Raw genomic sequence first — 25333 nt, 5'->3', positions numbered from 1 at the left:
GACGCACACGTTCGTCGCCCTCCGACGCATCTTCACCCCGCCCGTACACCAAATCACTTGCCAACCCCCACAGTTGACGGCTGCAATGCCCGGCATGATCACCGAGGAACATGCCGGAACCGACCCCGCGCCCCTCCAGGTCGGCGCTCTCGTTCCGCTCACGCGGCCGGGGTGGGTCGGGGCCGGGCGGCATCTGCTGGCGGGGCTTGAGCTGGGGGTGGCCGAGGTCAATGGTGCTGGTGGGGTCGACGGGAGGGCGTTGGAGTTGGTGGTGCGGGACACCGCTGCCAACCCGCAGAAGGCGGTCGACGCCGTAGAGGAGATGAGCCGGCTCGGCATCGCCGCCGTGGCCGGCGAGTATCACAGCGTCGTCGCCCGTGCCGCCGCGACGACGGCCGACGCGGTCGGACTGCCGTTCCTGTGCTCGTCGGCCGTTCTGGACGCGCTCACCGAGGAGCCGTCGGACTGGGTCGCGCGGCTCGCTCCCGCGCAGTCGCACGGCTGGCAGATGTACGCGGACTTCCTCATCGCCGCAGGTCACAGCCGCATCGCCGTGGCGACTCAGCCGAGCGTCTACTGGGCGGCCGGCACCCGCATCCTGCGCGACCGCCTCGCCGCGCACGGCGGCACCGTCGCCGAGTTCGACATGAGCACGCTCACCCCTGACGCCCTCCGCGACGAACTCGCCCGCCACGCCGCGACGGCCCTGCTCCTCCTGGTCGGACACCAGGAACCCGCGGTGCCGATCGTCCAGGCCATCCGCCGGGACCCGCGCCTCGCCGGAATCATGCTGGGAGCTCCCGCCGGACAGCCGGAATTCGCGGAGTGGGCGACGCTGCTGGGTGAGGAGGGCGGCGGGATCCCGTTCCTGCGCTATCTGCCCGAGCGCCTCGGCCCTCTCGGCGTACGCGTCGAATCGGCCCTCCGCGAGCGGCTGAACGAGGAACCGTCCTTCGTGGCCTTCGAGGGGTACGACACGATCGCGGTGCTCGCCGACGTATTGCGTTCGCAAGGCAGCCGCGGCGAAGGCGGCGTGGACCGCGCCCGCACCGCCGCCTCCTGGCCGCACGTCGAGGTGCAAGGCACGCGCGGCACCATCACCTTCTCCCGCACCCCGACCAGCAGCGCGTGGCAATGGACTTGGCCCCCGGTCCAGATAGCCGACCGCGATCCGGCGCGGCCCGACCGCTTCCGGGTTCTGCACACCGGCTGAGCGCGACGCAGAGGGCGCCCCGGGGCAACACCGAGCGCGCACACTCGCGCCGGGAAACGCCCCGCAAAACCACCCGCCCAACACCGATGAATCGCCACCCCGCCCCAGGTCCACCCCTGCAAGACCGCACCCCACGCCGTACGCAGAGGAGCTGAGGCACGTGTCCACCAAGATCTTCGTGAATCTCCCGGTGAAGGATCTCGACCGGTCGAAGAAGTTCTTCGGCGCCCTGGGCTACAGCGCCAACGAGGAGTTCTCGGACGAGAACGCGCTGTGTCTCGTCATCACCGAGGACATCTACGCGATGCTGCTGGTCGAACCGTTCTTCCAGCAGTTCACCAAGAAGGGCATCGCCGACTCCGGCACCACGACCGAGGCGATCGTCGCGCTGGGTGTGGACAGCCGCGAGGACGTCGACCGCATAGCCGACGCGGCCCTGGCCTCCGGCGGCGCGGCGTCCAACGACCCGATGGAGGAGGGCGCCATGTACGCGCGCAGCTTCCAGGACCCCGACGGGCACCTGTGGGAGGTCGTGTACATGGACATGAGCGCGGCGCAGTAACGCGACAGCACCCCGCGGCCACCATCCCCGCGCCACCCAGCGGCTCCTCGTACGCGCGGAGCCCGATCATGAGTGTACGTTCGTACGCTCTCCGATTAGGCTCCGCCGCATGAGTCTTGGTGTGCGGGCGCGGCCGCAGGCGGGGGTCGTGGGGCGGCGGGCGCGGGCGGCCGTGGCGGTGCTGTTCTTCACCAACGGGGCGCTGTTCGCGAATCTGTTGCCGAGGTATCCGCAGATCAAGGCCGACCTGGGGCTCGGCAACGCCGCGTACGGACTGGCCGTCGCCGCCTTCCCCACCGGCGCGATCGTCGCCGGTCTCGGGGCGGGGGCGCTGATCCGCCGGTACGGCTCGGCGCGGGTCGCGGTGCTCAGCACGCTGCTGACCGGCGCGGGCATCCTGGTGGCCGGAATGGCGGGTTCCGTCGCGGTGTTCGCGGGGGCGCTGTTCGTGGCGGGGGCGATGGACGCGATCACCGATGTGGCGCAGAACGCCCACGGCCTGCGGGTCCAGCGCCGCTACGGGCGCTCGATCATCAACTCCTTCCACGCGGTGTGGTCGGTGGGCGCCGTGACAGGCGGTTCCATGGCCGCGGGCGCGATCGCGCTGGGTCTCGCGCGCGGCCCCCATCTGACCGTCTCGGCCCTGGTGTTCGCGGCTGCGGCATGCGTGGCCTTCCGCTTCTGCCTGCCGGGACGCGACACCGAGGAGGCGGGCGTCAGCTCCGACGCAGGTACGGAGCCGGACGCAGGTACGGGGGCAGACGCGGGCACGGGGGCGGTCTCGAAGGGACGCGGAGCACCGCCCCGTACCCGCTACGTCTACGTCCTCACCGCCCTGGTCCTCATCGCCACCTCCGGCACTCTCGTGGAGGACGCCGGGAACTCATGGGCCGCCGTCTACCTCGCCGGCTCCCTCCACGCCTCGGGCACCCTCGCGGCCTCGGGGTACATCGCGCTGGTCGGCGCGATGTTCGTCGGGCGGGTCAGCGGGGACCGGCTCGTGGACCGGTTCGGCGAGCGCGCCGTGGCCCGCGCGGGCGGGCTGGTCACCGCGCTCGGCATGGGGCTCGCGCTGGCCGTCCCCACGGTGCCGGGGACGGTCGGCGGCTTCGCCGCCGCGGGGCTCGGCGTGGCGACGCTGATCCCCGCCGCGATGCACGCGGCGGACAAGTTGCCCGGCCTGAAGCCTGGTTCGGGGCTGACCATCGTCTCCTGGCTGATGCGCCTGGGCTTTCTGCTCTCACCCCCGGCCGTCGGCCTGGTGGCGGACGCGAGCAGCCTGCGCGTGGGACTGCTGGTGGTTCCGGTCGCCGGGGTACTGGTGATGCTGTTGGCCGGAGTGCTGGGATCGCGCCACGAGGGACGGCTGACACCCGACTGACGGACGGCTCGCGGCTGACGGCCGACGGCCGACCTGCTGACAGACGTACGTACGCACGCCGCCGCTCCAAGGAAGGTGACCTCGTGGCCGACTCGACCACCCCGACTGCCTCTCCCACCCCGACAACCGTCTTCCCGCGCGAGCGCGTCGGCGTCATGCTGCCGCGCGATCTGCCGCCCGCACAGTTCCTGCCCTTCGCGCGCCGCGCCGAGGAACTGGGCTTCGACGAGCTGTGGGTGGTCGAGGACCTCGGCTTCCGCGGCGGCATCGCGCAGGCCGGCGCGATCCTGGCGGCCACCCGGCGCCTGACCGTCGGCATCGGGATCATGCCGGCTGGCGCCCGCAACGCCGCCTTCGCCGCGATGGAACTGGCCACGCTCGCCCAGCTCTTCCCCGGCCGGCTGATCGCGGGCATCGGACACGGAATGCCCGCCTGGATGCGGCAGTTGGGCGTGTGGCCCGCCAGCCCGGTCACGCTGCTGCGCGAGTACGCCACGGCGGTACGGGCGCTCCTGCGCGGCGAACCCATGCCCAGCGGCGGACGCTACGTGACGGGCGAGGACGTCGTCATCGGCGAGGTGCCGGACCTCGTACCACCGGTGGTGCTCGGCGTACGCGGCCCCAAGTCGCTGGCCGTGGCGTGCGCTTCGGCCGACGGCGTACTCCTGGCCGAGCCGGCCTCCCCCGCGTACATCTCCACGGCCGTCAAGCAGGCCGGACTCGGTGATCCGGGCGCTGAGAGCGCAGGCGGGCCCGAGGTGATCGCGTACGACCTCGCCTCGGTGGAGGACGATGCGGAGGCCGCCGTACGACGCGTACGCCCCGGCCTGGCGTCGGTCGGCGAACCCGACTGGGCCCCGCACCTGGCCCCGCTCCCCTTCGCCGAGGCGCTGGCCGGTCATCGCCGACGGTGCGCCGGGCCGGAGGAGTTCGCCGCCACGCTGCCCCCGGAGTGGGTGACCGAGCTGGCCCTCGCCGGTACCCCTCACGACGTACGCGCGGGCATCGCGGAACGGTGGCGAGCCGGCGCCACCAGCGTCGTCCTCACCCCGGCCATCGGCGACGACGGCCCGGCTGAGCTGGACAGACTCGCCCGCGCGCTGCCGGAACGCTGAGGGGTTCGGCCCCTTACCTCTCGGACCCCTAACCCTCGGGCCCCTACCACTCGGGCCCCTACCGCTCCCCCGTGAGCCGCGCGACCGCCGCCTCCGTCAGCGCGCGGTCGTGCGGATCGTGGTCCAGCGCGTGATGCAGCGTCAGCCCCTCGATGAGTGCATCCAGTTGGCGCGCGGTCGCCGGGTCGAAGTGCTGCTCCAGCAGTACGCGGCTGCGGCGCATCCACGCGCTGGTCAGGCTGCGGTACTCGGGGCGCCGTGCCGCGAGCGTGTACAGCTCCTGGGTGAGGACCAGGTCCCGCTGCGGTCCCTCGGCCAGCGTGTGGATCAGGTCGGCCACGGCGCGGCGTACCTGCGCGGGGGTGGTGGCCCCGCACAGCGCGCCCTCGAAGACGGCGACCATGCGGTCGGAGAACCGCGTGAACGCCTCGTGCAGCACCCCGTCGATCCCGCTGAAGTGGTACGTCATCGAGCCCAGCGGCACCCCGGCGCGGGCCGCGATCTTCCGGTGCGACACCCCGGCCACGCCGTCCTCGGCGATCACGTCGAGAGCGGCGTCCAGGATGCGCGCGCGGCGCTGGTGGTCGGTGTGTCCGGTGGCCATGGGTTCTCACAGGAGGCGGGGTCGGGGTGCGGGGTCGGAGGATGCGGGCTGGCCGGCCAACTGGGGGCCGCTGCCTGCCCAGTGTGACCCGTCGCTCCGCGCGAGCTGCTACCGAGGGGCCTGCCTCAGCCAGTCCAGCACCTGCTCCGCATGCTCGTCGGGCGGGAAGACGGGGTAGAAGGCGTGCTCGATCACGCCCTCGCGGACGATCAGCGTGAGCCGCTTGTAGAGCGTCATGCCGCCGGCCTCGAAGGTGGGCAGGTCCAGCGCACGTGCCAGCTCGCGGTCCGGGTCGGAGAGCATCTCGAAGGGCAGGCGCAGCCGTTCGACGACCTCGCGCTGGTAGCCGGTGTCCTGGCTGGACAGCCCGAACACCCGGAGCGCCCCGGCGTCCAGCAGCTCACGGTAGTGGTCGCGGAAGCCGCACGCCTCGGGGGTGCAGCCGCGCGCTCCGGGGATCGCGTTCCAGCCCTCGGGCAGATCGGTACTGGGACTGCCGGTCAGCGGATAGAGGTAGAGCACGGTGCGGCCCGGACCGAGCGCGTCCAGGCGTACCCTCCCCGCTCCGCTGCTGCCCAGCTCCAGCGGCGGCATCGGCGTCCCCGGCAGGTGGTCGGCCGCGCCGTCGTCCTCCGGTACGGGCAGGTCGGCGGGCAGCGTCGTGTAATCGCTCATGGGGTCCTCTCTCCTGTGAGCCGGCGCACCTGGCTGGCGGGGCACGGCGCGGCCGTTGCGGTGTGCGGCCTCCTGCAGGTGTGCGATCAGCGCCGTACGGCGCGCGCTCAATCCCTCGATGCGCCGGGTGAGTTCGTCGATCGCCTGCCGGTAACCGGCCAGCGAGGCCGGGCAGTCGTCGGCGTGTTCATGGCCGACGCTGAGGCAGTCGAGGAAGGGGCGGGTGCGCTCCACGGGGATGCCGAGGCCGCTGAGCGACCGGATCTCCCGTACGAGGCGCAGCTCGTGCTCGCCGTAGTCCCGGTAGCCGTTGGCCAGCCGCTCGGGCGTGAGCAGCCCCAGTTCCTCGTAGTAGCGCACCGCCTTGGCGGTCACGCCTGCCCGGCGGGCCACTTCACCGATCCGCATGTGTCACCGGTCCCACCCCCGCCTCACCGACCCTGCCCGCCTGTCATCCGCTATCGCCTGCCGTCACCTGGAAGAACGCTAAACCTTGCCCCCGACGGCAAGGTCAAGCCTCCCTACGGCGAAGGCCGCTTCGGTGTCGGCCTCGGCGAGGTCCGCGTTGATCCGGGCCCCGGCCAGGGCGCCGGCCGCGGCGGACGCGCCGACCTGGGCCACCGGCTCGGCGGCGTTACCTGCCACCCAGACCCCCGGTACCGAGGTGGCGCCGGCTGTGCCGGAGGCGAAGCGGCGGCCCATTCCGCCGGGCAGTTCCTCCATCGGCAGCCCCAGCCCCTCCAGGCCCTCGGCGCGCACCTGCATGCTGGTCGCCACCGCGAGCACTCCGCGCTCCACAAACTCACCGTCGGCGAGCCGGACGCCCGCGATGCCGCCGCCTTCGGCCCGTACGACCCCCTCGACCGGGGCGTCGACGACGCGGATGCCGCGGGCCGCGAACCGCGCGCGGGTATCCTCGTCCAGCTCCGTACCGCGGGCGAAATACACCAGGTCATCGGTCAACTGCCGGAACAGCAGCGCATGGTGGACGGAGGCCGGGCCCACCGCGAGGATGCCGACGGGCTCGTCGCGCACCTCCCAGCCGTGGCAGTACGGGCAGTGCAGGACGCTGTGACCCCAGTGCTCCGCCAGCCCCGGTACCTCGGGCAGCACATCGCGCAGGCCGGTGGCCACCAGTACGCGGCGCGCGGTGAGGCTGCGGCCGTCCGCCAGGGTGATATCGAAGCTCGGCTCGTCCCCGAGCGCCCCCGCGGGAGCGGGAACGGCCTCGGTCACCTGGCCGGAGACGATCAGGCCGCCGTAACCGCGCACCTCCTCCCGTCCCTTCGCGAGGAGCTCGGCGGGCGGGGTGCCCTCCAGGCCGAGCAGTCCGTGCACGCCCTCGGCGGGCGCGTTGCGGAGCGCGCCGCCGTCGATCACCACGACCGAGCGGCGCGAACGGGCCAGCATCAGCGCCCCGTTGAGCCCCGCGACGCCACCGCCGATCACCACGGCGTCGACGGGCCCGGCGGGCAGCGCGTCGCTCTCGTACGGGGTCGGGGTCCCCTCGGCCACGTTCTCGATCATGTCGCCCTCGCCTTCCTCGTCATCCGTGCGTGGCCCGGCCGGTCCGTCCCGGGCCATCTGTCCGCGACCATAGGCAAGGGTTGCAGCAAACGCATATGATGTTGCCAATGACGCAAAATGATGGCGAGCTGGACAGCCTCGTACGCAAGCGGATCCGTGCGTTGCGGATAGCGCAGGGGCTCTCGCTGGAGGAATTGGCCACCCGCGCCCGGCTCAGCCAGTCCACGCTCAGCCGCATCGAGAACGGGCAGCGCCGCCTCGCGCTGGACAGCCTCGTCACGCTCGCGCGGGCCCTGGACACCTCTCTCGACCAGCTCGTGGAGACCGGTACCGAGGATGTGGTGTCCAACCCGACGGTGGATGCGGCGCACGGGCAGATGCGCTGGCCGGTGAAGGCCGACCCCGGGCTGACGGTGGTGCGCCAGCGCATGACCGAGCCGCCGCCGGACAACCCTGCGCGGATGCGCGCCCACCCCGGGCGGGAGTGGCTGGTCGTGCTGTCCGGCACCGCGGTCCTGATGCTGGGCCAGCGCCGCTACCGACTGGAGGCCAACCAGGCCGCCGAGTTCCCGACGATGCTGCCGCACGCCATCGGCGCCGAGGGCGGCCCCTGCGAGCTGCTCGGCATCTTCGACCGGGACGCCCAGCGGGGGCATCAGCGCGGCGAGGACAAGGAGGAGGGCACGACGGGGCGTGGGTGAGCCGCCCCGCTCCCTTGCGTGTTTGCGTCTCCGGCACCTCGCGGCACCATCGTCTTGCGCGTTTGGAAAGAGGTACTGCCGTACGCGCATGATGGACTTAGCGTGAAGCCATGACCCAAGCACAGCCCCACCCTCACCAGCACGCCGGCCACCCGCACGGGGCTCACGATCACGCCCCTCACCAGCACGGGGCCCACGAGCACGGCCCTCACCAGCATGGGAACCACGCCGCCGACGACCAGGCGGAACTCCTCGACCTCGACGCCGAGGTCCTGGCCGAGCACATCGCCTCGCTCGTCGCGTGGCTCCCGGTCGATACGACACCGCGCCAGATCGTGGACCTGGGCTCCGGCACGGGCACCGGGACCTTCGCCCTGCTCGGCCGCTTCCCCGAGGCGGAGATCACCGCCGTCGACTCCTCGCCCGCACACCTCCAGCGCCTGCGGGAGAGGGCCGAGGCGGAGGGGGTGGGGGATCGCGTACGTACGGTCCAGGCCGACCTCGACGCCGAATGGCCGGAGCTGTCGGAGGGGCCGGGGTCCGGCGCACCCGATCTCGTGTGGGCCTCGGCCTCGATGCACCACATGGCCGACCCCGACCGCGCGCTGCGCAAGGTGCGCGAACTCCTCGCCCCCGGCGGCCTGTTCGCGGTCGTCGAGCTGTCCGGCTTCCCCCGCTTTCTCCCCGAGAACGCCCCGGAGGAGCGGCCGGGCCTGGAGGAGCGCTGCCACTCGGCGAGCGACCGCTTCCACGCCGCACGAGTCCCCCACCGGGGCGCCGACTGGGGCCCCAAGCTGGCCGCCGCCGGATTCGCGCTCGCGGGAGAACGGTCGTTCTCCGTGGCCGTCGAGGGGTCCGACGGGCCCCATGCCGAGGCGGTCGGCCGCTACGCGCTCAGCAGCCTCCGCCTCATCCGCGGCACCGTCGCGGACGCCCTCTCACCCGCCGACCTCGCAGCCCTGGACCGGCTGCTGGACATCGAGGGCCCGGACAGCATCCTGCGCCGGAACGATCTCGCGGTACGCACGGAACGCCAGGTCTGGGCCGCGCGGCGCGAGGACTGAGGCGGAGAACGACCGTTCTCGGCGCGGGCTGGGCTCACATGGCCGGGCTCACGTGCTCGTTGCCCGCCGGGCTCACATGTCCTTGCCCACCGGCACGTTCTTGCCGGTCAGTTGGGCGCGTACGCCGTCCTGGGTGACCGCGATCCCGCTCAGCCGCAGGTCGCCCGGCATGTCCTGGGGAAGCTGGGCCGAGAACTCCATCGGCTTCGCCACCTTCGGCTCCCGCACCTTCTGCAGCCCCTTGATCAGCGCGGGGTCGATGCCGGCCGGCCTGAGCAGCTCGGGGTGGTCGGCGAGCGCGTCCACCGCGCGGCCCTTCAGCAGTTCGTCGGGACGCGGGCGCTTGCCCGTCGTCTGTTCCACCTGCTCCGCGTCCATCTTCTCCGCGGCGGGGGCGGCCAGTTGCAGCCCGCCGCCCTTGCCGGGGGTGTACGTGAGCAGCCCCGGCACCACCAGCCGGGTGTCGGCCACGGACATCGCCAGTTGGTGGTCCCCGGTGCGCTGGAGCTGGGCGCGGGCGCGGACGGTGGCCTTCTTGCCCGCCACCGGGAGTTCGCCCTTGGCCAGCACGGTGTTCTTCTTGGGGCCGGGCGTGAAGTGGACCTGGGACGCGCCCACTTCGCGGTCGAGGTCGTCGAAGGAGAGGAAGACCTCGCCGTGTACGCGGCTGAGGTTCGCGCCCTTCACCGAGGTCGGGAGGTCTCCGAGGATCTCGAGGTCGTCGACGGTGCCCTTCACCTTCGCGACGGAGACGCGGCCCGCGGGCACGTGGGGGACGCTGACCTCGGCCTTGTCCACTCCGCCCAGCGCGAGCCGCCCCAGGAACGGGAAGCTGTCGATGTGCACCTCGGGCTGGGCCTCGAGCTTCAGCGCCTCCTGCACCTTCTGCTCCGCCATGTCCTCCGCGTACAGCACGGCCCAGCGGTCGCCGAGCGCGAGGAAAGCGAGGACGACGGCCAGCACGCCGACGGTCTTCACGGTCCGGCGCACGAAGCGGCGCGGCTTGCGCGGAGCCGGTTCGGCCGCCGCCGCGGGGGCCTCCTGCTCCTGCTGCGAGGAGCGGGCCGCCGGGATGCGTTCCGTGGAGTCTGCTGAATGTCCGTTCGAGGTCACGGCCATATGCGAACACAGGGCCCCGCCCACGACCAAGTTCCGTCCAAGCCCCGGCCGCCGAGACAGCGGCGCGCCGGCATACGCGCCGTCCTCAACGCCCTGAACGCGACCCGCGCTCGACGCGTCTCCGCACCGCATCCCGTATGTCCGCCGGCAACGCATCCGCCGCCAGCAGCTCGGGCAGCAGCGTCGCGTCCTGCAGGATCGCGCGGAAGGTGAGGGCGACGGTCACCCGGTGGGCGGGGCGGTGCACGACCTCGACCGTGTCGCCGGCCCGCACCGAACCGGGCTCGATCACCCGCAGATACGCCCCCGGCAGCGCGGCCGCGGTGAACCGCTTGATCCACCCCTCCCGCTCCAGCCACCCCTGGAACGTCGCGCACGGGATGCGCGGGCACGACACCTCCAGCACGGTCCCGCCGCCTCCGTCCACCCCTCCGCCGACGCGCCAATGCTCGCCGATCAGCGCCTCGTTGACGTCCACGCCCAGGGTGGTGAGGTTTTCGCCGAAGACGCCGTTGGCGAGCGGGATGCCCAGTTCGTCCTGCCAGCCGTCCAGGTCCTCGCGTGCGTACGCGTAGACCGCCTGGTCGGAGCCGCCGTGGTGCTTCACGTCGTAGACGCGGTCGCCCGCGAGCCCCACCGCTCCCGTTCCCTTGGGGCCCGGAGCGGTGACGGCGACCGGGCCGTCAACGGGCCGCTTGTCGATGCCGGTTGCTTCCAGCTTCTTCCACGGATTCGGGCGCGGTCTGCCGATATTGACGGAGAGCAGCTTCACACCGGCGACGGTACGGGGTCGCCGCGCCCCGAAGCGACGCATTTTCCCGCCCGCCCACGCGCCCCGGCACGCCCCCACGCGCCGCACCTCAACCCCGCGCCCCCGGCCGCGCGTTCGCCCGCTCCCACTGCCGCTGGGCCCCCGCGCCGAGACTCCGGCCCAATACCGTGCCCGCGCCGATGGCCGCCGTCCCGATCAGCGCGGACACTGCGTACCCGCCCGCGCCCGGCACGCCGAGGGCGTACTGCAGCAGGCTGCGGTAGACGTCGGGCCCTGGCAGCAGCGCCCCCGCGATGCCCGGCACGATGATCGCCCGCGCCGGAAGCCGTACGTACGGCCCGATCGCTCCAGCAAAGAGACCCAGCACCGTCGCGGCCACCAGGATCGCCATCGGCGTGGGGAGCGCGAGCAGCCGGTGCGCGCCCTGGTTGGCCAGTCCGCCGAGGACGCCGGCGGCCGTCGCGTACGGCAGGAGACGCGCGGCGCCGCCCATGAACACCGCGTTCCCCAGCGCCCCGACCGCGGCCGTGACCAGGGTGAACCCCCAGGGCAACGCGCGGAAGGCCGTGTTCCGCGCGTCGATGTCCGAGCCCAGGAACAGGAAGCCGACGATCACCACCCCGCTGACCATCGCGGCCAGGAACATGCCCACCGAGATCACCCGCGCCGCGGCCATCGTCCTGAACCCGGAGATCGCGTCCTCGGCGAGGGAGACCAGCGAGAGGATCGGGAGCAGGAGCACCATGTTCCCGGCCGCAACGCTCGCCCCCTCGGCTCCGGTGACCAGGCCGGCGTGGATCATGAGCACCGTGATCCCCACGACCACCGCGGTCTGCACGGCGGTGACGTAGAAGGCGGGCAGGCCGGTGCGGGAGAGGAACCAGCCCACGCGGTTCTGCAGCACGAGCACGAGCGGCGCGAGCAGCGCGGCCTTCACCGTTCCCGAGGCCAGCAGGCACAGCATCGCGGCGAGCACCGCGCCGCCGGCCACCGAGGTCCACCAGGGCCACGCGGCCTGGGCGCGGATGATGCGCGTCAGCTCCGCCTCGGCCGCCGCCAGCCCGGTGCCCTCGACGGCGATGCGCCGGGTCAGCTCGTTCAGCTCGCTGAGCTGCCGCAGGTCACGGCTGTCCTCCGAGCCGGTGACCAGCAGCATGACCAGGGGTTCCGTGTCCGGCGGGGCGTACTGGACCTGGATCGAGCGCGCGGTGATGTCGACTTCCAGGTGATCGAGCCCCCAGGAGGCGGTGACCGCGATGAGCGCCGATTCGATCGCGCGGGTCTCGGCCCCCGCGCGGAAGAGCTGCCGCCCCAGCCGCAGCCCGAAGTGCAGGATCTCGCGCGCCTCGGCGGGCGGGATCTCGCGGGGCGGCGGCGGTGCGAGGTGCTCGAACTCGGTCCCGTAGAGCCGGTCCAGCAGCGTGGCCTCGTTCTGCTCCAGCCGCTCGAGCCGCTGCCTGCGGGCGTGCTGGCGGGCGAGGAAGCGGCCGGGGGCAGAGCCGAGGGAAGAGAGGTGCATGTGCGCCTTCCGGACCAGGCATAAAGGAAGAACCGCATCATATTGGTGCACCGCGCCCACGAGGCGGATGCGTGTCCTCCCCTTCCTTTTTGATACGTTCACTGATCGTCGAACAGGGGATCGGAGAGCATGTACTGGGTCGGGAAGGCGCTGACGTCCGCGGGGATCACCGACCCGCTGCTGCGGGAGGCCTACGGGCTGTGCCGCCGCGTACTGATCGCCGCCGACGGCGCCAAGTGGAGCGCCGGGTTGCTGGCCCTGCCGCCCGCGAAGCGCCCGGCGATCTGGGCGCTGTACGGGTTCGCGCGGTGGGCCGACGAGATCGTCGACAGCGGCGACCCCGCCATCCGGGCCGAGGAGCTGGCGACCTACACCTCGCGCGTCCTGGAGGACCTGGAGGCGGGGCACTCGCGCGAGCCGTTCTGCATGGCGCTGCTGGACACCATGCGCACCTGGGACATCGACCCGCACACGGTCCGTGCCTACCTGGACAGCATGCGCATGAGCATGACCGGCACCGAGTACCGCACGTACGACGAGCTGCGGCACTACACCGACGCGGCGATCACCAGCGTGGGCCGCCAGGTGCTGGCCGTGCTGGAGCCCTCCGACGAGGAGGCGTACGCGCGCATGGACGCGCTGAGCACCGCCATGTACCTGACGGACATCCTCAAGGACCTCGCCGAAGACCTGCGCTGGGGCCGCCTCTACCTGCCCCTCGAGGAGCTGGACGCCTTCGGCGTGACCCGCGCCGAGCTGGAGCGCGGCCATCTCACCCCGCGCGTGCGGGAGTTGATGCGCTTCCAGATCGAGCGCGTGCGCCGTCTGTACGGGGAGGGCATGGCGGTCTCCGGGCTGATCCACCCCGGCGGTCGCGACTTCCTCCACCTGGGTACGAAGATCTTCCGCAGCACTCTGGAGAAGATCGAGCAGCGCGGATACGACGTGTTCACCACCAAGCCGTGGATCACCACCTCCCAACTCCCGGGCCTGGCCCTGCGCGTGGGCACGTCGATGGCATCCTCGCGACGGCGGCTCGCCGGCGCGGCCGGTGCAGGTGGTGGCGCGAAGACGGCGGGCTCGACAGCGCGCTAGCCCACGCTCCACACCCGCGGGCCGGGCCGGCCCCATCTCTCCCCGGCGATCACCGACGATCACCGGTGTGCGGCCCTCCGGCGTTCAGATCGCCGTGAAGCCTCCGTCCGCCGCGACCACCGCACCCGTCACGAAGCCGGCGCGCGGCGAGGCGAGGAAGCACAGCACCTCGGCGATCTCCGCGGGCTGGGCCACCCGTCCCAGCGGCTGGGCGTCGGCGAAGGAGGCCAGGTACGCGCGGCTGTCGGTCCGGAAGGTGTCGAGGAAATCCGTCTCGGTCACTCCGGCCGCCACCAGGTTCGCGCGTATGCCCAGCGGCCCGCCCTCCACGGCGAGCACCTTGGTGAGCTGGGCCAACGCGCCCTTCGACGCGCTGTACGCGGCGCCCTCCGGCAGTGCCACGGTGCCGGAGTAGGAGCCGGTGCTCACGATCGCCCCGCCGCCGCGCTCCCGCATCGCGCGGAAGGCTTCGCGGGCGAGGAGGAAGGAGCCGCGCGCGTTGACGGCCATCACCGCGTCCCAGTCCTCGGCGGTCGTCTCGGTGACCGGTTTGTTCAGGGCGCGCCCGGCGTTGTTGACCAGGATGTCCAGGCCGCCGAAGAGCTCGAGAGCACGGCGTACGGCGGTGTCCGAGGTGGCCTCCTCCGCGATGTCGGCCACCAGGGTCTCGACGCCCGGGAACTCCGCGGCCAGGTCCTGCACCTGCGGGCGCCGGTCGAGCGCGAGAAGGCGCGCACCGCGCTGGTGCAGCAGCCGCACGACCTCCCTGCCCACTCCCCGCGCGGCCCCGGTGACCAGCGCGGTCTTGCCCGCGAACTCTCCTGGCGGAGCCACCTCAGGGGGTACGAGTGCCGTCATGCTGCCGTCTCCTTCCTTGCTGGAGTCGCCGGATTTTCCTCCGTACGACACCGAGTCTCGGAATCCGGCGGACGGCGGACCAGGGCGGCTTCCTCCTGGGTCCAGCACACCCAGGCTGTTGTCAGTGGGGCCGCCTAGCCTTGGGGGCATGGTGGACAACGATCTGGGAGATTTCCTGCGCGGCCGCAGGTCAGGGCTGCGCCCCGAGGAGATCGGCATGGCGAGTTACGGCACGCGCCGCGTGCCGGGGCTGCGCCGCGAGGAGGTCGCAGTCCTCGCGGGCATCAACTCCGACTACTACACCCGCCTGGAGCAGGGCCGCGAGCGCCGCCCCTCGGCCCAGGTCCTCGACGCGCTCGGCCGCGCCCTGCGCCTGGAGGGCGACGCCCGCGACCATCTCTACAGACTCGCCGGCACGGTGCCCGACGACCCGGCGCCCGGTGTGCCCGACCAGGTCAGCGCCACGCTGCGGCAGTTGATGGACGGTTACGCACACACACCGGCCTTCGTCCTCAACCGCACCCTGGACATCCTGGCCGCCAACGCGCTGGCCGAGGCTCTGTACGCCCCCTTTTCACCGGCCGACAATCTCGCCCGCATGGCCTTCGCCGACCCCGCGGGCCGCACCTTCTACCAGGACTGGACGAGGGCGACCCAGGCCACCGTCGCCCACCTCCGCCAGGCGTCCGGCTTCGAGCCGGACAACCCGCGCCTGCGCGCGCTGGTGGAGAGCCTCACACGGCAGAGCCCCGAATTCGCCCGCCTGTGGGCCGGCCACGACGTACGCGGAAAGACCCACGAGTCCAAGCGCCTGCTCCACCCCGAGGTCGGCCACCTTGAGCTCAACTACCAGGCCCTGGACATACGCGAGACCCCGGGCCAGCAGTTGATCATCTACCACGCCGACCCCGGCAGCAGCAGCACCGAGGCCCTGCACCTGCTGGGCACGCTGCACGCGACGCGTACGAGGGATGCGCAGCCGGAGAAGGCCGGACCGGCAGGGTCGGGATGACCGGGCCGGCCGGGACGACCGGGACGACCGGGATCAACGAGCTGACCAGACTGACCGGGCTGGCCAGGCACGGGCGGGCCGGCATCACCGGGCCGAACGCGATCTCCTGCCAGCGGTGTTCGGGCCGCCGGCAGCGACTTCCGCTCACGCCCCTCCGCTTACAACGGGAGGAGAGCTCAGGCCGCCCACACCTTCGGCCGCTCCCCCGCCCACGGAGCGGCCTCCTCCAGCTGAGCCGCGACGCGCAGCAGGAGGTCTTCCCTCCCGTAGGCGGCGACCAGCTGTATCCCTATCGGCAGGCCGTCCTCGGCGCGGTGCAGCGGAAGGGAGACGGCGGGCTGTCCCGTGATGTTGAAGGGCTGGGTGAAGGCGATGCCCCGGGTGACCCCGGCGACCAGTTCGGCCGGAGGGCGCGCGTCGGGGGCGAGTTCGCCGAGCGTGTGCGGAGGCGCGGGCAGGGTGGGCAGCAGCAGGATGTCCAGCTCGCCCTCCCACAGTGCGGCCACCCCACGCGCCCACCGGTGCCACGCCTGGATGCCGGAGATCCACTGGGCGGCGGTCACGGAGCGGCCAGCCTCGGCCATCATGCCGTTCATGGGCTCCAGTTCGGAGGGACCGATCCGCCGTCCCAGCCGCTCCGACCAGCGTTCGAGCTCCCACGCCACCACCCCGGCGAAGAGCGTCGGCAGGGTCTCCAGCATCGCCGGATCGTCCAGCGCCGCGGCCTCGGTGGGCTCGACCCGGTGCCCGAGCGAATCGAGCAGCCCCGTGGTCTTTTCGACCGCGGCCACGCACTCGGCGTGGGTCTCGCCGAGTCCGCCGGGCACGGCCGTACGGAAGCCGATGCGCAACTCCCCCGGCGCGGCGCCCACTTCGTCCCGGTACGGACGGGAGGCCGGCGGCGCGGAGTAGGGGTCGCCGGGTGCGGAGCCGTGCAGCACGTCGAGGACCGCAGCGGTGTCCCGCACCGTACGCGTCAGCACATGTTCGGTGCAGATGCCGCCCCAGTACTCGCCGTGCTCGGGCCCCAGCGAGGTGCGGGCGCGGGTCGGCTTGAGGCCCACCACCCCGCAGGCGCTCGCGGGCATCCTGATCGAACCGGCCATGTCGTTGCCGTGCGCGACCGGGGTCATCCCGGCGGCGACCGCCGCCGCCGAGCCACCGCTGGAGCCGCCTGCGGAACGCGTGGTGTCCCAGGGGTTGCGGGTCGGGCCGTGCGCGAGCGGTTCGGTGGTCACGCTGGTGGCCAGCTCGGGCAGGTTGGTCTTGCCGCAGAAGACGAACCCCGCCTCGCGCAGCCGTCCGGCCAGATAGGAGTCCTGAGGCTCGGTCCAGTCCGCGTCCTTCAGCACCCGCATCGCCCCGTAGACCGGGTCGCCCGCCGAGTGCGCCACCATGTCCTTGAGCAGCATCGGTACGCCGTGGAAGGGACCGCGCGGCAGCTCGGGCGAGCGGGCCTGCTCCAGCGCCTTCTCGTACAGCGGCGTGATCACCGCGTTCAGCTCGCCGTCGGTGCGCTCGATGCGCTCGATCGCCGCCTCGACCAGCTCAGCCGCCGGGACCTCGCCCCGACGCACCAGCTCGGCCTGCCCGACGGCGTCCAGCCCGGCCAACTCCCCGCCGCCACGGGCGACTTCCGCGCCACGCGCACCGACCCTGTCGCCCGTGCCCTCGGCCTCTCCCTCAGCCACCGTCACCAGGACCACCCCACTTCCACGCCGACCAGCTTCAAGATCACCCTCGCACAGCGGGAGCCGGGGACCTGTACGGGGTGCGTCCGACGAGCGGCGGCGGGGCCAACTACGCGTACGCAACGGGGAGTTCACCGTTCCTTTGCCTGCCGCCGTCTAGAGTTCCCCCGTGCCCCGCCGCCCGGACGACCCGCTGCCGCCGCTCACCGAACGGGATCGCGACGCGGCCGTACGACGTCTGCAAGAGGCGTACGCGGAGGGGCACATCTCCCACGAGGACATGGACGAGCGCCTCCACCAGGTGCTCACCGCCCACACCCACGGCGATCTCGCGCCGGTCCTGGACGCGCTGCCGCAGGACGAGGAGGGCCGCACGTCCTCGATCACCGCGCACAGCGGGCGCATCAGGCGCCGCGGGGCCTGGCCGGTGCCCCGTACGCTCAAGGTCGTGTCCGCCTTCGGCCGCGTACGCCTGGACCTGTCCCGCGCCGTCGTCGAACACCCCGTCATCGACATCGAATTGCAGCTCGGCACGGGCAACGCGACGATCACGGTGCCGCGGGACGCGGTCGTGGACCTCGAGGATCTGCGGACGACGTGGAAGGCGCCGCGCTACCGGGCCCGGCGGCGAGACGAACGCACCGGCGGGCCGACGGTCCGCGTATCGGGCGCGATGCAGTTCGGGCGGCTGACGGTGCGCCACGCGCGGCGCTGACCGCCCGCGCCCGGCTCAGGTCTCGCGCAGGGCGTTCTGCGCGGCCTCGACGAATGCGGTGAGGGCCTGCCAGTAGGGGCGGTACGCGGCGTCGAAGCGCCCCTCCGCGCCCTCCTCCCCCTCGATCATCGCCAGCAGGGCCCGGTGGAAGGGGCGGGTGGCATTGCGTACGGCCTGCGCCGCTGCCGCGGCCTCGGCGGGCCCTTCGAGATCGACCACGCGCGCGCTGCGGCGCAGCCTCGCGTAGGTCTCGCGTTCGCGGGGGACCAGCGCCTCGAGGGCGGCGGTGCGGCGATGGCCGGTCTCGTTGCGCGAGACGGCGGAGATCTCCCACAGCAACTCGCCGAGCTGGTGGGTCTGTTCGATCAGTTCGAGGTACGCCTCACGGCGGCCGGCCCGCAGCCGCTCGGCGCGCTGCGCCTCGGCCGCGCCGTGCGCCTGGATGCGCGCAGCGCGGGTGGTTCCGATGCTGGTCACCCAGCTCGCGAGGATCGCGGTGCCACCGGTCAGCGCCGCGATCCACAGAGTGTCGTCCCCCATCCCTCCAGTCTCCCCCGGAGGGATCACCACCTTGCACGCGCGGTGGGTCCGCGACTTCACGCGCTGACCGTCAGCAGAGCCGCTCGTACTCCACCTGCGCCAGGGGATTTCCGTCGCCGAAGTCGAAGGTGCGGGAATTGCCGCATTCCGTGAAGCCGCATTTCACGTAGAAGCGACGGGATTGCGGGGTGTCGCGCAGGGTCCACAAATGCACCTGCGGGAATCCGTCGTTCCGCAGGTGGGCCAGCGTCTCCGTCATCAGTACGGCGGCGACGCCACTCCCCCAGCTCACCGGGTGGCTGTAGAAGGTGAGGATTTCGGCGAAATCCGGGCGAGTGGAGGACGGTTCGTAGGCGGACATCGCCACCGGTCGGCCGTCGTGTTCGGCCAGCAGGATCGTCAGCGCTCCCTGCGCGATCCTCTCGTGCCACCGCCCGAGCCTGCTCCGTACCGCACTCGCAGCGAACTCCCGCGCAAAGAACGGCGCATAAGCCGCCTCCCATGCCGCGGCGTGGATCTCGCCGAGTATGTCCCCGTCGTCCTCGCCCGCGCGACGCACTGTGAACATTCGGGCAGCCTATCCGCAGCACCTCCCAGACCGCTGCGAATTTCGGACCGTGCAAGCGGCATCGGCATCACGCGCTCAGCGCCCCTTCGGCCCCTCACATGCAGGGGCCGCGCCCGCCCTCACCGCTCCTCCCGCCTCCGCCGCGTCCGCGCCAGGAGGACGGCGAGGCCCCCGGCGGCCGCCAGAAAAGCCGCTCCGCCCAGCATGACCGGACCCTCCGTCGGGCCCGTGTCGGCGAGGTGCTGGTCGGAGTGCGACGAGGGCGACGGGTTGGCAGGCGGGCGCGAAGTCGTAGGGGCCGAGGTCGCAGGGGTCGAGGTGGCAGAGGCCGAGGTGGCAGGGGCCGAGGAAGCAGAAGGGGCGGAAGTGGGCGTTGGACTGCCGGCAGGCGGCTCGGGCGAGGCCGGCGGCGGTGGGGCCTGGCCGACCGGCGGAGCGCTCGGGTGGTGCGCGGGGCAGCTCAGGCGGAAGTCGGCGGCGACGTCCCGCGTGCGCGCATCGGCCTCGCGCTGCGCCGGGCGCGCGACGGCCGGTTGCGGCGGTTCGGCGGCGACGCGGTACCGGCCCGGGCCGACCTCGGGAAAGGCGTACGAACCGTCGTCCCGCGCCTCGGTGGTCACCGGCTCCCCCGCGGCGTCCCGCACCGGCGCGCCGTCCGAGTCGAGCAGCGCCAGCCGAGTGCCGGCCGCGCGGTCGCAATTCCCTTCGTCCACCGTGCCGGACACGCTGTACGTATGCGCAGCCAGCCACACCTGATAACTGGGGATTCCGGTATGCACGCTGAATTCGAGCGTCAGGCTTGTGACCGGTACGCGCGGGCGCAGCCACCCCGAGGCGCCATTGGTGTCCACGGAATTGCCGATCAGCGTCTGCGTGGCCTCGTCCCACACCGGCCGGTCCACTGAGTCCCGGCAGGCGGAGGGGCGGGGCGAACCCTCGCAGTAGTTGAAGGTGTCCTGGAAACCCAGTTCGGCGCCGGACAGCGGATTGCCGTCGGCGCCGATGGCGGTAATGCGCACCTGGTCGGCGTCGATATCCCCGAGAGCCAGGGCCCAACTGCCGGGCTCGGTCGGCGTGGTGAAATTCAGCGTGGTACGGGAGGGAGCGCCCCCTCTGGCCGCCGCGAGATTGGCGTACGAGTGCCCGCGGGAGCTTCCGTACGCGGCGCCGAACGGGGTCTGGTCGTTCAGGAAAGTCGTGGTGCCGCCCGACACGCGCGACAGCACGCTGTCGGTGGTGACCTGCGCGCTGGGGAATCCGGCCACCGGCACGGACACCGATCCCGTATCGCCGCCGCCGAATTCCCATTCCCCGTACGAGGAGCCCTCCGCGGCGGCGCTTCCCGCGCTCAGCGGTACGAGGAAAAGGGGCAGCAGGCCGACCGTCGCCAGCCGCGCGCGGCGATGGCGCCTCGTGGGACGTTCCCCGGTGGGCGGTACGGGACGAGAAACTGCTGTTGCCCCGAAGAGGGTGGCGCTGTGCATCCGCTGCGAACGTCCCATCGTGACGACCGTTATCCGGTGAGCCGGTCTTTCTTCCGCGGGATTCTCGGTCCCGGCAAGCGGATTCGGCGTCAGGTGGGGCCGTGGTGACGGCAATTGGGGAGAACTTCATACGGGTGGCCGATTCCGGTGTCTGCCGGAGGTCCCCTTCGGCCGGATGCCCGGCCGGATTCCGATGAGGCTGTACGTGATATGGCGCGGCCGGGCGGGGGCGTCAGGGTGCTCCCCGCCGGGCCGCGGGCACGGGCGAAGGCGCGCGGCACATTGGGGTGGAGGGGCATGCCGCGGGCGCATCACCGGCATGCCTCTCGCCGCGCCCTTCCCTGGGCCTGTTCCGACACTAGGGCGCGCGAGCCGCCAACTCCGCGCCGTTTTCGCGGAATTGGCGGCGTGCTGACGCGTCCTTGGCGCAGCCGCACCGCGTGCCGCCGCGTGCGCGGAACTGCTCCTGTGCCTGGGGGCGTCGGCCTCCGCGCAGGCGGCGTCCGCTGCCGCGCCCTGCGCGCAAGGGGGCTCCCGCGTATGGGAGTTGGCGGGGTTCGCGGGTGACGTACAGGTGTCACCCGCGGCTCCGAGGACGCCCCCGCAACGGCGGCCCCACCCGCGCAAACGCACACGCCCTCTTCACCGCCCCACACCACCCCGTACCCCCACAGCATTCACTCCCCGGCAGCAGTCAGCAGGACGCGCGGCGCCGCCACGCGAACAATGACCGCAGAAACACCGGCGCAGGCGACCGCACAAAGGCACAAGCACCCCGGGAGGCCCCGTGAACCGAAGCGCAGGCGCAGGCGCACGCACACGTTCACGCGCATGGCGTTACGGAACCAGCGGCGTACTGGCGGCCCTGGCCCTCACCACCCTCCCGCCCTCCGCAGCGCAGGCGAGCCCACACGCCTCCACCTCCCGCTGCAAGGCCGGCACCGGCCCGTACCAGCGGCAGTTGGAGGCGTTCCTGCACCGGACGGTGGACGGTCAGCAGACCGCGGCCGACTGCGCGGCGATCCGCGGCTTCCAGCGCAAGCACCGCATCAGCCCGGCCGACGGGTACGCCGACCTGGAGACGTACCGGACCGTCGAGCTGGTCAAGGCGGGGAAGAACCCGAACCGCGCCGGCAAGTGCCCCGTGCGCCGCTTCAAGGTCGCGTGCATGGACATGGACCGCCAGCTCCTCTGGGTCCAGCAGGGCAAGAAGGTGATCTACGGTCCGGTGATGACGCGCACCGGGCGCGAGGGCCAGGAGACCCGCAGCGGCTGGCACAAGATCTACTGGAAGCACCGGAAGCACGTGTCCTCGCTCTACAACAACGCGCCGATGCCGTACGCGCAGTTCTTCAACAAGGGCCAGGCGCTGCACGGTTCGCCGAAGGGGCTCTACAACGGCGGCGGCTCGGCGGGCTGCATCAATCTGACCGTGCCCGACGCCAAGCGCCTGTGGGGCGTGCTGCGCGTCGGCGACCGGCTGTACGTGTGGGGCCACAAGCCCGGCACCCAGGGCTAGCCCGGGGCCCCAAACCGGAACCCCCCAAACCCGAGCCCTCAAGCCCGGCACGCACCCCAGCCCACTCCGACCCCCCACGAGTGCCGCTGTACGGAGGACCCGCGGGCGGTCAAGGGCGGCCCAACGGGTGGTACCGGCGCCGTACCCGGAGATTTGGCCCGGGCGGCGGGCGGGTCGCGGTGTACAGGTGGGATCAACCGCTGATCCACCGCACCCCGTTGTGAGGATGCCCCATGGCCGCTGCCGCCGTCGCCCCTGCCTCCAGACGCTCCTCGCGGTTGCTGCGTACCGCCGTGGCCGTCGCCTGCGCGCCGCTGTGGGTGGCCGCCACCTCGCTGCCCGCGCAGGCCGATCCGCTGCCCGGCGGGCTCGGCCCCTGCGTGCCCGGGGACTGCCCCGACCCCTACCCGGAGATCAACAACGGTCCCTTCGCGGGCCGCGACGCGGGGATCAACATCTTCGCCGGGGGCGACTTCCGGGTGCGCGAGGGCGCGGCTGAGGCCGAGGGCAAGACCGTGGTGCTCGGCGACTTCGACATGCACAAGGCGAGCGGCGTCAGCCAGGTCTACAACATCGGCGTCGTGGGCGTGGGCTCGCGGGTGCCACCGCCGGACGGTTCGGACTTCCTGACCACGGGCGGCGACGTCAGCATCGCGTCCGGGCAGCGGCTGCTGGCCGAGGGCGGCGTGGTGCGGCACGCGGGCACCGCCACCGGGACGATCGTGGGCACGTCCACCAAGGACCCCGACGCGGTCGCCCCGTACACGAAGCTGCGGGACCAGTTGACCGACGCGAGCACCTGTTACGGCCACGGGGACACCGGCACCAGGACGCCCACCGGCACCGCCGTCAACACCGGCGGCGAGACCGTCTTCACCGGCGACGGCAGCTCCAAGCTCCAGGTCTTCAACGTGAACTCCGACCTGCAGTCCCCGAGCGGCGGGCAGCAGGGCATCCGCTTCGAGAACATCCCGGACGACGCCACGATCCTGGTGAACATGCTCGGCGGCGAGCGCACCATCAACACCTACAGCGGCGGCATCGCGGACAGCCACGACCCGCTCAACAAGTACCGCGAGCGGCTGCTGTGGAACTTCCCCGACGCCTCGAAGATCGACCTGAAGGGCACGGGCCAGTTCCAGGGCAGCATCCTGGCGGGCAACCAGTCCTCGGAGACCTCGGTGTCGCTGCCCGGCCTCAACGGACGCTTCTTCACGACCGGTTCGGTCACCCACAACAGCGGCGGCCGCGGCGGCGGGCAGGAGTTCCACAGCTACCCCTTCAACGGGGACCTGCCGAGCTGCGGCGGGGACATCGAGCCGAACGACCTGACGAGGCTCCGTCTCCACAAGGAGGCGCAGGAGAGCCGCAAGCCGCTGCCCGGCGCCGAATTCCAGCTCTGGCGGGAGACCAACGGCCAGGACGGGCTCCAGACCGAGGGCGACGACCCCGACACCCCGGTGCGCGAGCCCTGCACCACCGACGGCGAGGGGGACTGCGACCGCATCGTGCGGGACGGCACCTACTACTGGCAGGAGACCCAGGCCCCCGACGGTTACGACGCCGACCGTACGGTCATCGGCCCGATCAAGACCGACGGTGACGATGCCCGTCCGGAAACCGTCACCACCAACGCGACCAACAGAAAGCAGGGTCACATCCCCAAGAGGCCGGGCAGCATCCACATCGTCAAGACGGACGCGACCACCGGCAAGCGCCTGCCGGGCGCGGTCTTCCAGCTCTGGCGCGAGACAAACGGCGAGGACGGGCTCCAGGCGAGCGGCTCCTCGGCCGACACGCTGGTCAACCGGGGCTGCTCGACCGACGCGCAGGGCACGTGCGACTTCGAGAAGCAGAAGCCGGGCACGTACTACCTCAAGGAGACGGCCGTGCCCGAGGGCTACAAGCTGCCCAAGAAGACGGTGACAGGCCCCTACGAGCTCACCGAGGACAACGCCGACCAGGGCGTCACCGTGAAGCTCTCCAACCACCGCGGCGAGCCGGACGGCGGCAAGGGCGACAAGAAGTCCTGATGCGGAACGCAGGCGCGTAACAGAGCCTGGGAGGAGGGCGGGTGGCCGCGGTACGTACGCGGCCGCCCGCCCTCACGCATGGCGGGCCCCGAGGCCCTGGGCGTCATCGCCCCAGCGGGCCCCACGCGCGCTGGGGCTGAGGCGTCTCGGTCTGCTGCGTCCTCGGTGCGGGGCGGCCACCGGGCGGGACGGACCCGCGCAGCGGTTGGCGGCGACGGCGTCGGCGCGCATCACGCCCGGCCTTGAGCGACACGATGCCCACGACGAGCGCCGGCAGCAGTAGGAACCCGGTGACTCCCGCGCCGACCATGGCGTTCCGCGACTCGCCGCCGAGCAGCGCGCGGAGCGACGTACCGCCCATCAGCAGCACCAGGGCGCCCCACACGGTCAGCCAGGGCCAGAAGGACGGCATCATGTCGCGCCGTCCCTCCAGGAAGGCGGAGTACGACAGCTGGAGGAACCCCCAGGCGCCCGAGCCCGCGCCGACGGCGCCCGTGAGGAAGGCGCAGGCGACCCACGGGTCGCCGCCGAGGTTCGACACCGCCTGCACCGCGAGCACCACTGTCAGGAGGACGAAGGGGACAGCGCCTATCAGATAGACGGCGATACGCGACTTACGGCCGAGCCGCTCGACCCCCGCTGGATTCACAAACATGAGCGCACCCTACGCACTTGTCGCGCACATGACCCATCGGCGCCTCAGCGGTGGCTCATCGGCGCCTCACCGGTAGTCGGGATTCGGGAAGTCGAAGCGGCAGCCGGCCTCCCATTCGGAGCGCTGGTTGCCGTACGCGGGAATGCCGCCGGCGTCCTTGAGGAGGCGGGCCGTGTGCAGCAGGTTCCACGTCATGAACGTGGTGTTGCGGTTGGTGAAGTCGTTCTGCGGCCCGCCCGAATCCGGGTCGAGGTAGGAGGGTCCTGGACCCGCAGGGCCCACCCAGCCCGCGTCGGCCTGCGGCGGAACGGTGTAGCCCAGGTGCTGGAGCGAGTAGAGGACGTTCATGGCGCAGTGCTTGGCGCCGTCCTCGTTCCCGGTGATCAGGCAGCCGCCGGCGCGGCCGTAATAGGCGTACTGGCCCGCTTCGTTGAGGATTCCCGAGCAGGCGTAGAGCCGCTCGATGACGCGCTTCATCACCGAGCTGTTGTCGCCCAGCCAGATCGGCCCGGCGAGTACGAGGATGTCGGCGTCCATGACCCGCGGGTACAGCTCGGGCCACGCGTCGGAGGGCAGGCCGTGCTCGGTCATGTCGGGGTAGACGCCGGGGGCGAGATCGTGGTCGACGGCCCGGATCTCGTCCACCCGCACGCCCCGGGTACGCAGGATCCCGCGGCTCAGGTCGATCAGGCCCTGGGTGTGGCTGAGTTGGGGCGAGGGCTTGAGCGTGCAGTTGATGAAGAGCGCGCGCAGGTCGTCGTACGTGCGAGGCGGAGAGGTCACAGAGGGGCTCCCTTCGGGAGGGCTGCGCGTGCGGAGCGGTCGCGGAAGGCATGGGCTTCCCGCGCCCGTACACCCCACGGTGCCCCGGAATGCGCGATGCCGTTCCGGCCGGTGAGAGCATCTGCCGC

At 72.2% G+C, this 25333-nt stretch carries 24 protein-coding genes; 11 read left to right on the top strand and 13 right to left on the bottom strand.

Translation table 11 applies throughout. The annotated features are described in order from the left end of the window. The first annotated feature begins 94 nt into the window (after nt 1-94). From ABEE00_RS04560 to ABEE00_RS04545, 4 genes are all read left to right on the top strand, one after another. Nucleotides 95-1213: an ABC transporter substrate-binding protein gene (locus ABEE00_RS04560; protein WP_345743909.1), complete on the top strand. Its 1119-nt coding sequence runs from the start codon at nt 95-97 to the stop codon at nt 1211-1213. 160 nt (nt 1214-1373) lie between these two features. Continuing rightward, nucleotides 1374-1775, top strand: a complete 402-nt coding sequence (locus ABEE00_RS04555; RefSeq protein WP_345743908.1) for a VOC family protein — start codon at nt 1374-1376, stop codon at nt 1773-1775. A gap of 109 nt (nt 1776-1884) precedes the next feature. Beyond that, the gene (locus tag ABEE00_RS04550; protein ID WP_345743907.1) at nt 1885-3156 is read left to right on the top strand and encodes an MFS transporter; all 1272 of its coding nucleotides are present in this window, start codon (nt 1885-1887) and stop codon (nt 3154-3156) included. A 155-nt stretch (nt 3157-3311) separates the two neighbouring features. Next, complete coding sequence (locus ABEE00_RS04545) at nt 3312-4271, top strand: LLM class flavin-dependent oxidoreductase (RefSeq protein ID WP_345744064.1); 960 nt, start codon at nt 3312-3314, stop codon at nt 4269-4271. A gap of 58 nt (nt 4272-4329) precedes the next feature. On the opposite strand, the gene ABEE00_RS04540 is transcribed toward ABEE00_RS04545, so the two are convergent. The 3 genes from ABEE00_RS04540 to ABEE00_RS04530 all read right to left on the bottom strand — a co-directional run bounded on the left by ABEE00_RS04540 (nt 4330) and on the right by ABEE00_RS04530 (nt 7077). After that, nucleotides 4330-4875, bottom strand: a complete 546-nt coding sequence (locus ABEE00_RS04540) for a TetR/AcrR family transcriptional regulator (protein ID WP_345743906.1) — start codon at nt 4873-4875, stop codon at nt 4330-4332. A gap of 108 nt (nt 4876-4983) precedes the next feature. Beyond that, entirely contained in the window at nt 4984-5958 is a 975-nt protein-coding gene (locus tag ABEE00_RS04535; RefSeq protein WP_345743905.1) for a MerR family DNA-binding transcriptional regulator, read from the bottom strand. Nucleotides 5959-6036: 78 nt separating this feature from the next. Beyond that, nucleotides 6037-7077 carry an NAD(P)/FAD-dependent oxidoreductase gene (locus ABEE00_RS04530; RefSeq protein WP_345743904.1) on the bottom strand — a complete coding sequence of 347 codons (1041 nt, stop codon included), beginning with the start codon at nt 7075-7077 and terminating at the stop codon, nt 6037-6039. A 107-nt stretch (nt 7078-7184) separates the two neighbouring features. Between ABEE00_RS04530 and ABEE00_RS04525 the strand changes: the two genes are divergently transcribed. After that, nucleotides 7185-7778, top strand: coding sequence for a helix-turn-helix domain-containing protein (locus ABEE00_RS04525; protein WP_345743903.1), 594 nt, complete (start codon nt 7185-7187; stop codon nt 7776-7778). Nucleotides 7779-7888: 110 nt separating this feature from the next. Continuing rightward, a complete protein-coding gene (locus tag ABEE00_RS04520; protein WP_345743902.1) occupies nt 7889-8842 on the top strand; it encodes a class I SAM-dependent methyltransferase in 954 nt (317 codons plus the stop codon). A gap of 72 nt (nt 8843-8914) precedes the next feature. On the opposite strand, the gene ABEE00_RS04515 is transcribed toward ABEE00_RS04520, so the two are convergent. From ABEE00_RS04515 to ABEE00_RS04505, 3 genes are all read right to left on the bottom strand, one after another. Then, a complete protein-coding gene (locus ABEE00_RS04515; protein WP_345743901.1) occupies nt 8915-9955 on the bottom strand; it encodes an LmeA family phospholipid-binding protein in 1041 nt (346 codons plus the stop codon). A gap of 91 nt (nt 9956-10046) precedes the next feature. After that, nucleotides 10047-10733, bottom strand: a complete 687-nt coding sequence (locus ABEE00_RS04510) for an MOSC domain-containing protein (RefSeq protein ID WP_345743900.1) — start codon at nt 10731-10733, stop codon at nt 10047-10049. An 88-nt stretch (nt 10734-10821) separates the two neighbouring features. Further along, the gene (locus tag ABEE00_RS04505; RefSeq protein ID WP_345743899.1) at nt 10822-12252 is read right to left on the bottom strand and encodes a threonine/serine exporter family protein; all 1431 of its coding nucleotides are present in this window, start codon (nt 12250-12252) and stop codon (nt 10822-10824) included. Nucleotides 12253-12381: 129 nt separating this feature from the next. On the opposite strand from ABEE00_RS04505, the gene ABEE00_RS04500 reads away from it, so the two are divergent. Further along, nucleotides 12382-13347: a phytoene/squalene synthase family protein gene (locus ABEE00_RS04500; protein WP_345743898.1), complete on the top strand. Its 966-nt coding sequence runs from the start codon at nt 12382-12384 to the stop codon at nt 13345-13347. Between the two features lie 84 nt (nt 13348-13431). Here the strand turns inward: ABEE00_RS04500 and ABEE00_RS04495 are convergent, their stop codons facing one another. Continuing rightward, complete coding sequence (locus ABEE00_RS04495) at nt 13432-14205, bottom strand: SDR family NAD(P)-dependent oxidoreductase (protein ID WP_345743897.1); 774 nt, start codon at nt 14203-14205, stop codon at nt 13432-13434. 148 nt (nt 14206-14353) lie between these two features. Here ABEE00_RS04495 and ABEE00_RS04490 point away from each other — a divergent pair, with 148 nt between their 5' ends. After that, nucleotides 14354-15217: a helix-turn-helix transcriptional regulator gene (locus tag ABEE00_RS04490; protein WP_345743896.1), complete on the top strand. Its 864-nt coding sequence runs from the start codon at nt 14354-14356 to the stop codon at nt 15215-15217. Between the two features lie 176 nt (nt 15218-15393). On the opposite strand, the gene ABEE00_RS04485 is transcribed toward ABEE00_RS04490, so the two are convergent. Continuing rightward, entirely contained in the window at nt 15394-16914 is a 1521-nt protein-coding gene (locus ABEE00_RS04485) for an amidase (protein ID WP_345743895.1), read from the bottom strand. 163 nt (nt 16915-17077) lie between these two features. On the opposite strand from ABEE00_RS04485, the gene ABEE00_RS04480 reads away from it, so the two are divergent. Further along, on the top strand, nt 17078-17623 hold the full coding sequence (locus tag ABEE00_RS04480) for a DUF1707 SHOCT-like domain-containing protein (RefSeq protein WP_345743894.1): 546 nt from the start codon (nt 17078-17080) through the stop codon (nt 17621-17623). Nucleotides 17624-17638: 15 nt separating this feature from the next. On the opposite strand, the gene ABEE00_RS04475 is transcribed toward ABEE00_RS04480, so the two are convergent. From ABEE00_RS04475 to ABEE00_RS04465, 3 genes are all read right to left on the bottom strand, one after another. Then, a complete protein-coding gene (locus ABEE00_RS04475) occupies nt 17639-18163 on the bottom strand; it encodes a hypothetical protein (protein ID WP_345743893.1) in 525 nt (174 codons plus the stop codon). Nucleotides 18164-18233: 70 nt separating this feature from the next. After that, entirely contained in the window at nt 18234-18731 is a 498-nt protein-coding gene (locus tag ABEE00_RS04470; RefSeq protein ID WP_345743892.1) for a GNAT family N-acetyltransferase, read from the bottom strand. Nucleotides 18732-18850: 119 nt separating this feature from the next. Then, a complete protein-coding gene (locus tag ABEE00_RS04465; protein ID WP_345743891.1) occupies nt 18851-20233 on the bottom strand; it encodes a hypothetical protein in 1383 nt (460 codons plus the stop codon). Between the two features lie 769 nt (nt 20234-21002). Between ABEE00_RS04465 and ABEE00_RS04460 the strand changes: the two genes are divergently transcribed. Together ABEE00_RS04460 and ABEE00_RS04455 are read left to right on the top strand one after the other, a co-directional pair. Continuing rightward, entirely contained in the window at nt 21003-21734 is a 732-nt protein-coding gene (locus ABEE00_RS04460; RefSeq protein ID WP_345743890.1) for a L,D-transpeptidase family protein, read from the top strand. A gap of 233 nt (nt 21735-21967) precedes the next feature. After that, nucleotides 21968-23767 carry a choice-of-anchor A family protein gene (locus tag ABEE00_RS04455; protein WP_345743889.1) on the top strand — a complete coding sequence of 600 codons (1800 nt, stop codon included), beginning with the start codon at nt 21968-21970 and terminating at the stop codon, nt 23765-23767. Between the two features lie 103 nt (nt 23768-23870). Here the strand turns inward: ABEE00_RS04455 and ABEE00_RS04450 are convergent, their stop codons facing one another. Beyond that, on the bottom strand, nt 23871-24422 hold the full coding sequence (locus tag ABEE00_RS04450) for a hypothetical protein (RefSeq protein WP_345743888.1): 552 nt from the start codon (nt 24420-24422) through the stop codon (nt 23871-23873). Between the two features lie 66 nt (nt 24423-24488). Continuing rightward, nucleotides 24489-25205 carry a flavodoxin family protein gene (locus ABEE00_RS04445; protein WP_345743887.1) on the bottom strand — a complete coding sequence of 239 codons (717 nt, stop codon included), beginning with the start codon at nt 25203-25205 and terminating at the stop codon, nt 24489-24491. Between the last annotated feature and the right edge of the window lie 128 nt (nt 25206-25333).

The sequence above is a fragment of the Streptomyces odontomachicola genome (assembly GCF_039605595.1).
Taxonomy (GTDB): Bacteria; Actinomycetota; Actinomycetes; order Streptomycetales; family Streptomycetaceae; genus Streptomyces.
The sequence above is the reverse complement of the archived record's forward strand: the minus strand, read 5'-3'. Positions and strand labels throughout refer to the sequence as shown.

Excerpts from the sequence above, each read along its gene's own strand:
- ABEE00_RS04560 (WP_345743909.1), top strand. The coding sequence starts at position 95 with ATGATCACCGAGGAACATGCCGGAACCGACCCCGCGCCCCTCCAGGTC.
- ABEE00_RS04505 (WP_345743899.1), bottom strand. The coding sequence starts at position 12,252 with ATGCACCTCTCTTCCCTCGGCTCTGCCCCCGGCCGCTTCCTCGCCCGC.
- ABEE00_RS04525 (WP_345743903.1), top strand. The coding sequence starts at position 7,185 with ATGACGCAAAATGATGGCGAGCTGGACAGCCTCGTACGCAAGCGGATC.
- ABEE00_RS04530 (WP_345743904.1), bottom strand. The coding sequence starts at position 7,077 with ATGATCGAGAACGTGGCCGAGGGGACCCCGACCCCGTACGAGAGCGAC.
- ABEE00_RS04540 (WP_345743906.1), bottom strand. The coding sequence starts at position 4,875 with ATGGCCACCGGACACACCGACCACCAGCGCCGCGCGCGCATCCTGGAC.
- ABEE00_RS04490 (WP_345743896.1), top strand. The coding sequence starts at position 14,354 with ATGGTGGACAACGATCTGGGAGATTTCCTGCGCGGCCGCAGGTCAGGG.
- ABEE00_RS04450 (WP_345743888.1), bottom strand. The coding sequence starts at position 24,422 with ATGTTTGTGAATCCAGCGGGGGTCGAGCGGCTCGGCCGTAAGTCGCGT.
- ABEE00_RS04545 (WP_345744064.1), top strand. The coding sequence starts at position 3,312 with ATGCTGCCGCGCGATCTGCCGCCCGCACAGTTCCTGCCCTTCGCGCGC.
- ABEE00_RS04470 (WP_345743892.1), bottom strand. The coding sequence starts at position 18,731 with ATGTTCACAGTGCGTCGCGCGGGCGAGGACGACGGGGACATACTCGGC.
- ABEE00_RS04455 (WP_345743889.1), top strand. The coding sequence starts at position 21,968 with ATGGCCGCTGCCGCCGTCGCCCCTGCCTCCAGACGCTCCTCGCGGTTG.
- ABEE00_RS04500 (WP_345743898.1), top strand. The coding sequence starts at position 12,382 with ATGTACTGGGTCGGGAAGGCGCTGACGTCCGCGGGGATCACCGACCCG.
- ABEE00_RS04465 (WP_345743891.1), bottom strand. The coding sequence starts at position 20,233 with ATGGGACGTTCGCAGCGGATGCACAGCGCCACCCTCTTCGGGGCAACA.
- ABEE00_RS04520 (WP_345743902.1), top strand. The coding sequence starts at position 7,889 with ATGACCCAAGCACAGCCCCACCCTCACCAGCACGCCGGCCACCCGCAC.
- ABEE00_RS04550 (WP_345743907.1), top strand. The coding sequence starts at position 1,885 with ATGAGTCTTGGTGTGCGGGCGCGGCCGCAGGCGGGGGTCGTGGGGCGG.
- ABEE00_RS04495 (WP_345743897.1), bottom strand. The coding sequence starts at position 14,205 with ATGACGGCACTCGTACCCCCTGAGGTGGCTCCGCCAGGAGAGTTCGCG.
- ABEE00_RS04535 (WP_345743905.1), bottom strand. The coding sequence starts at position 5,958 with ATGCGGATCGGTGAAGTGGCCCGCCGGGCAGGCGTGACCGCCAAGGCG.
- ABEE00_RS04475 (WP_345743893.1), bottom strand. The coding sequence starts at position 18,163 with ATGGGGGACGACACTCTGTGGATCGCGGCGCTGACCGGTGGCACCGCG.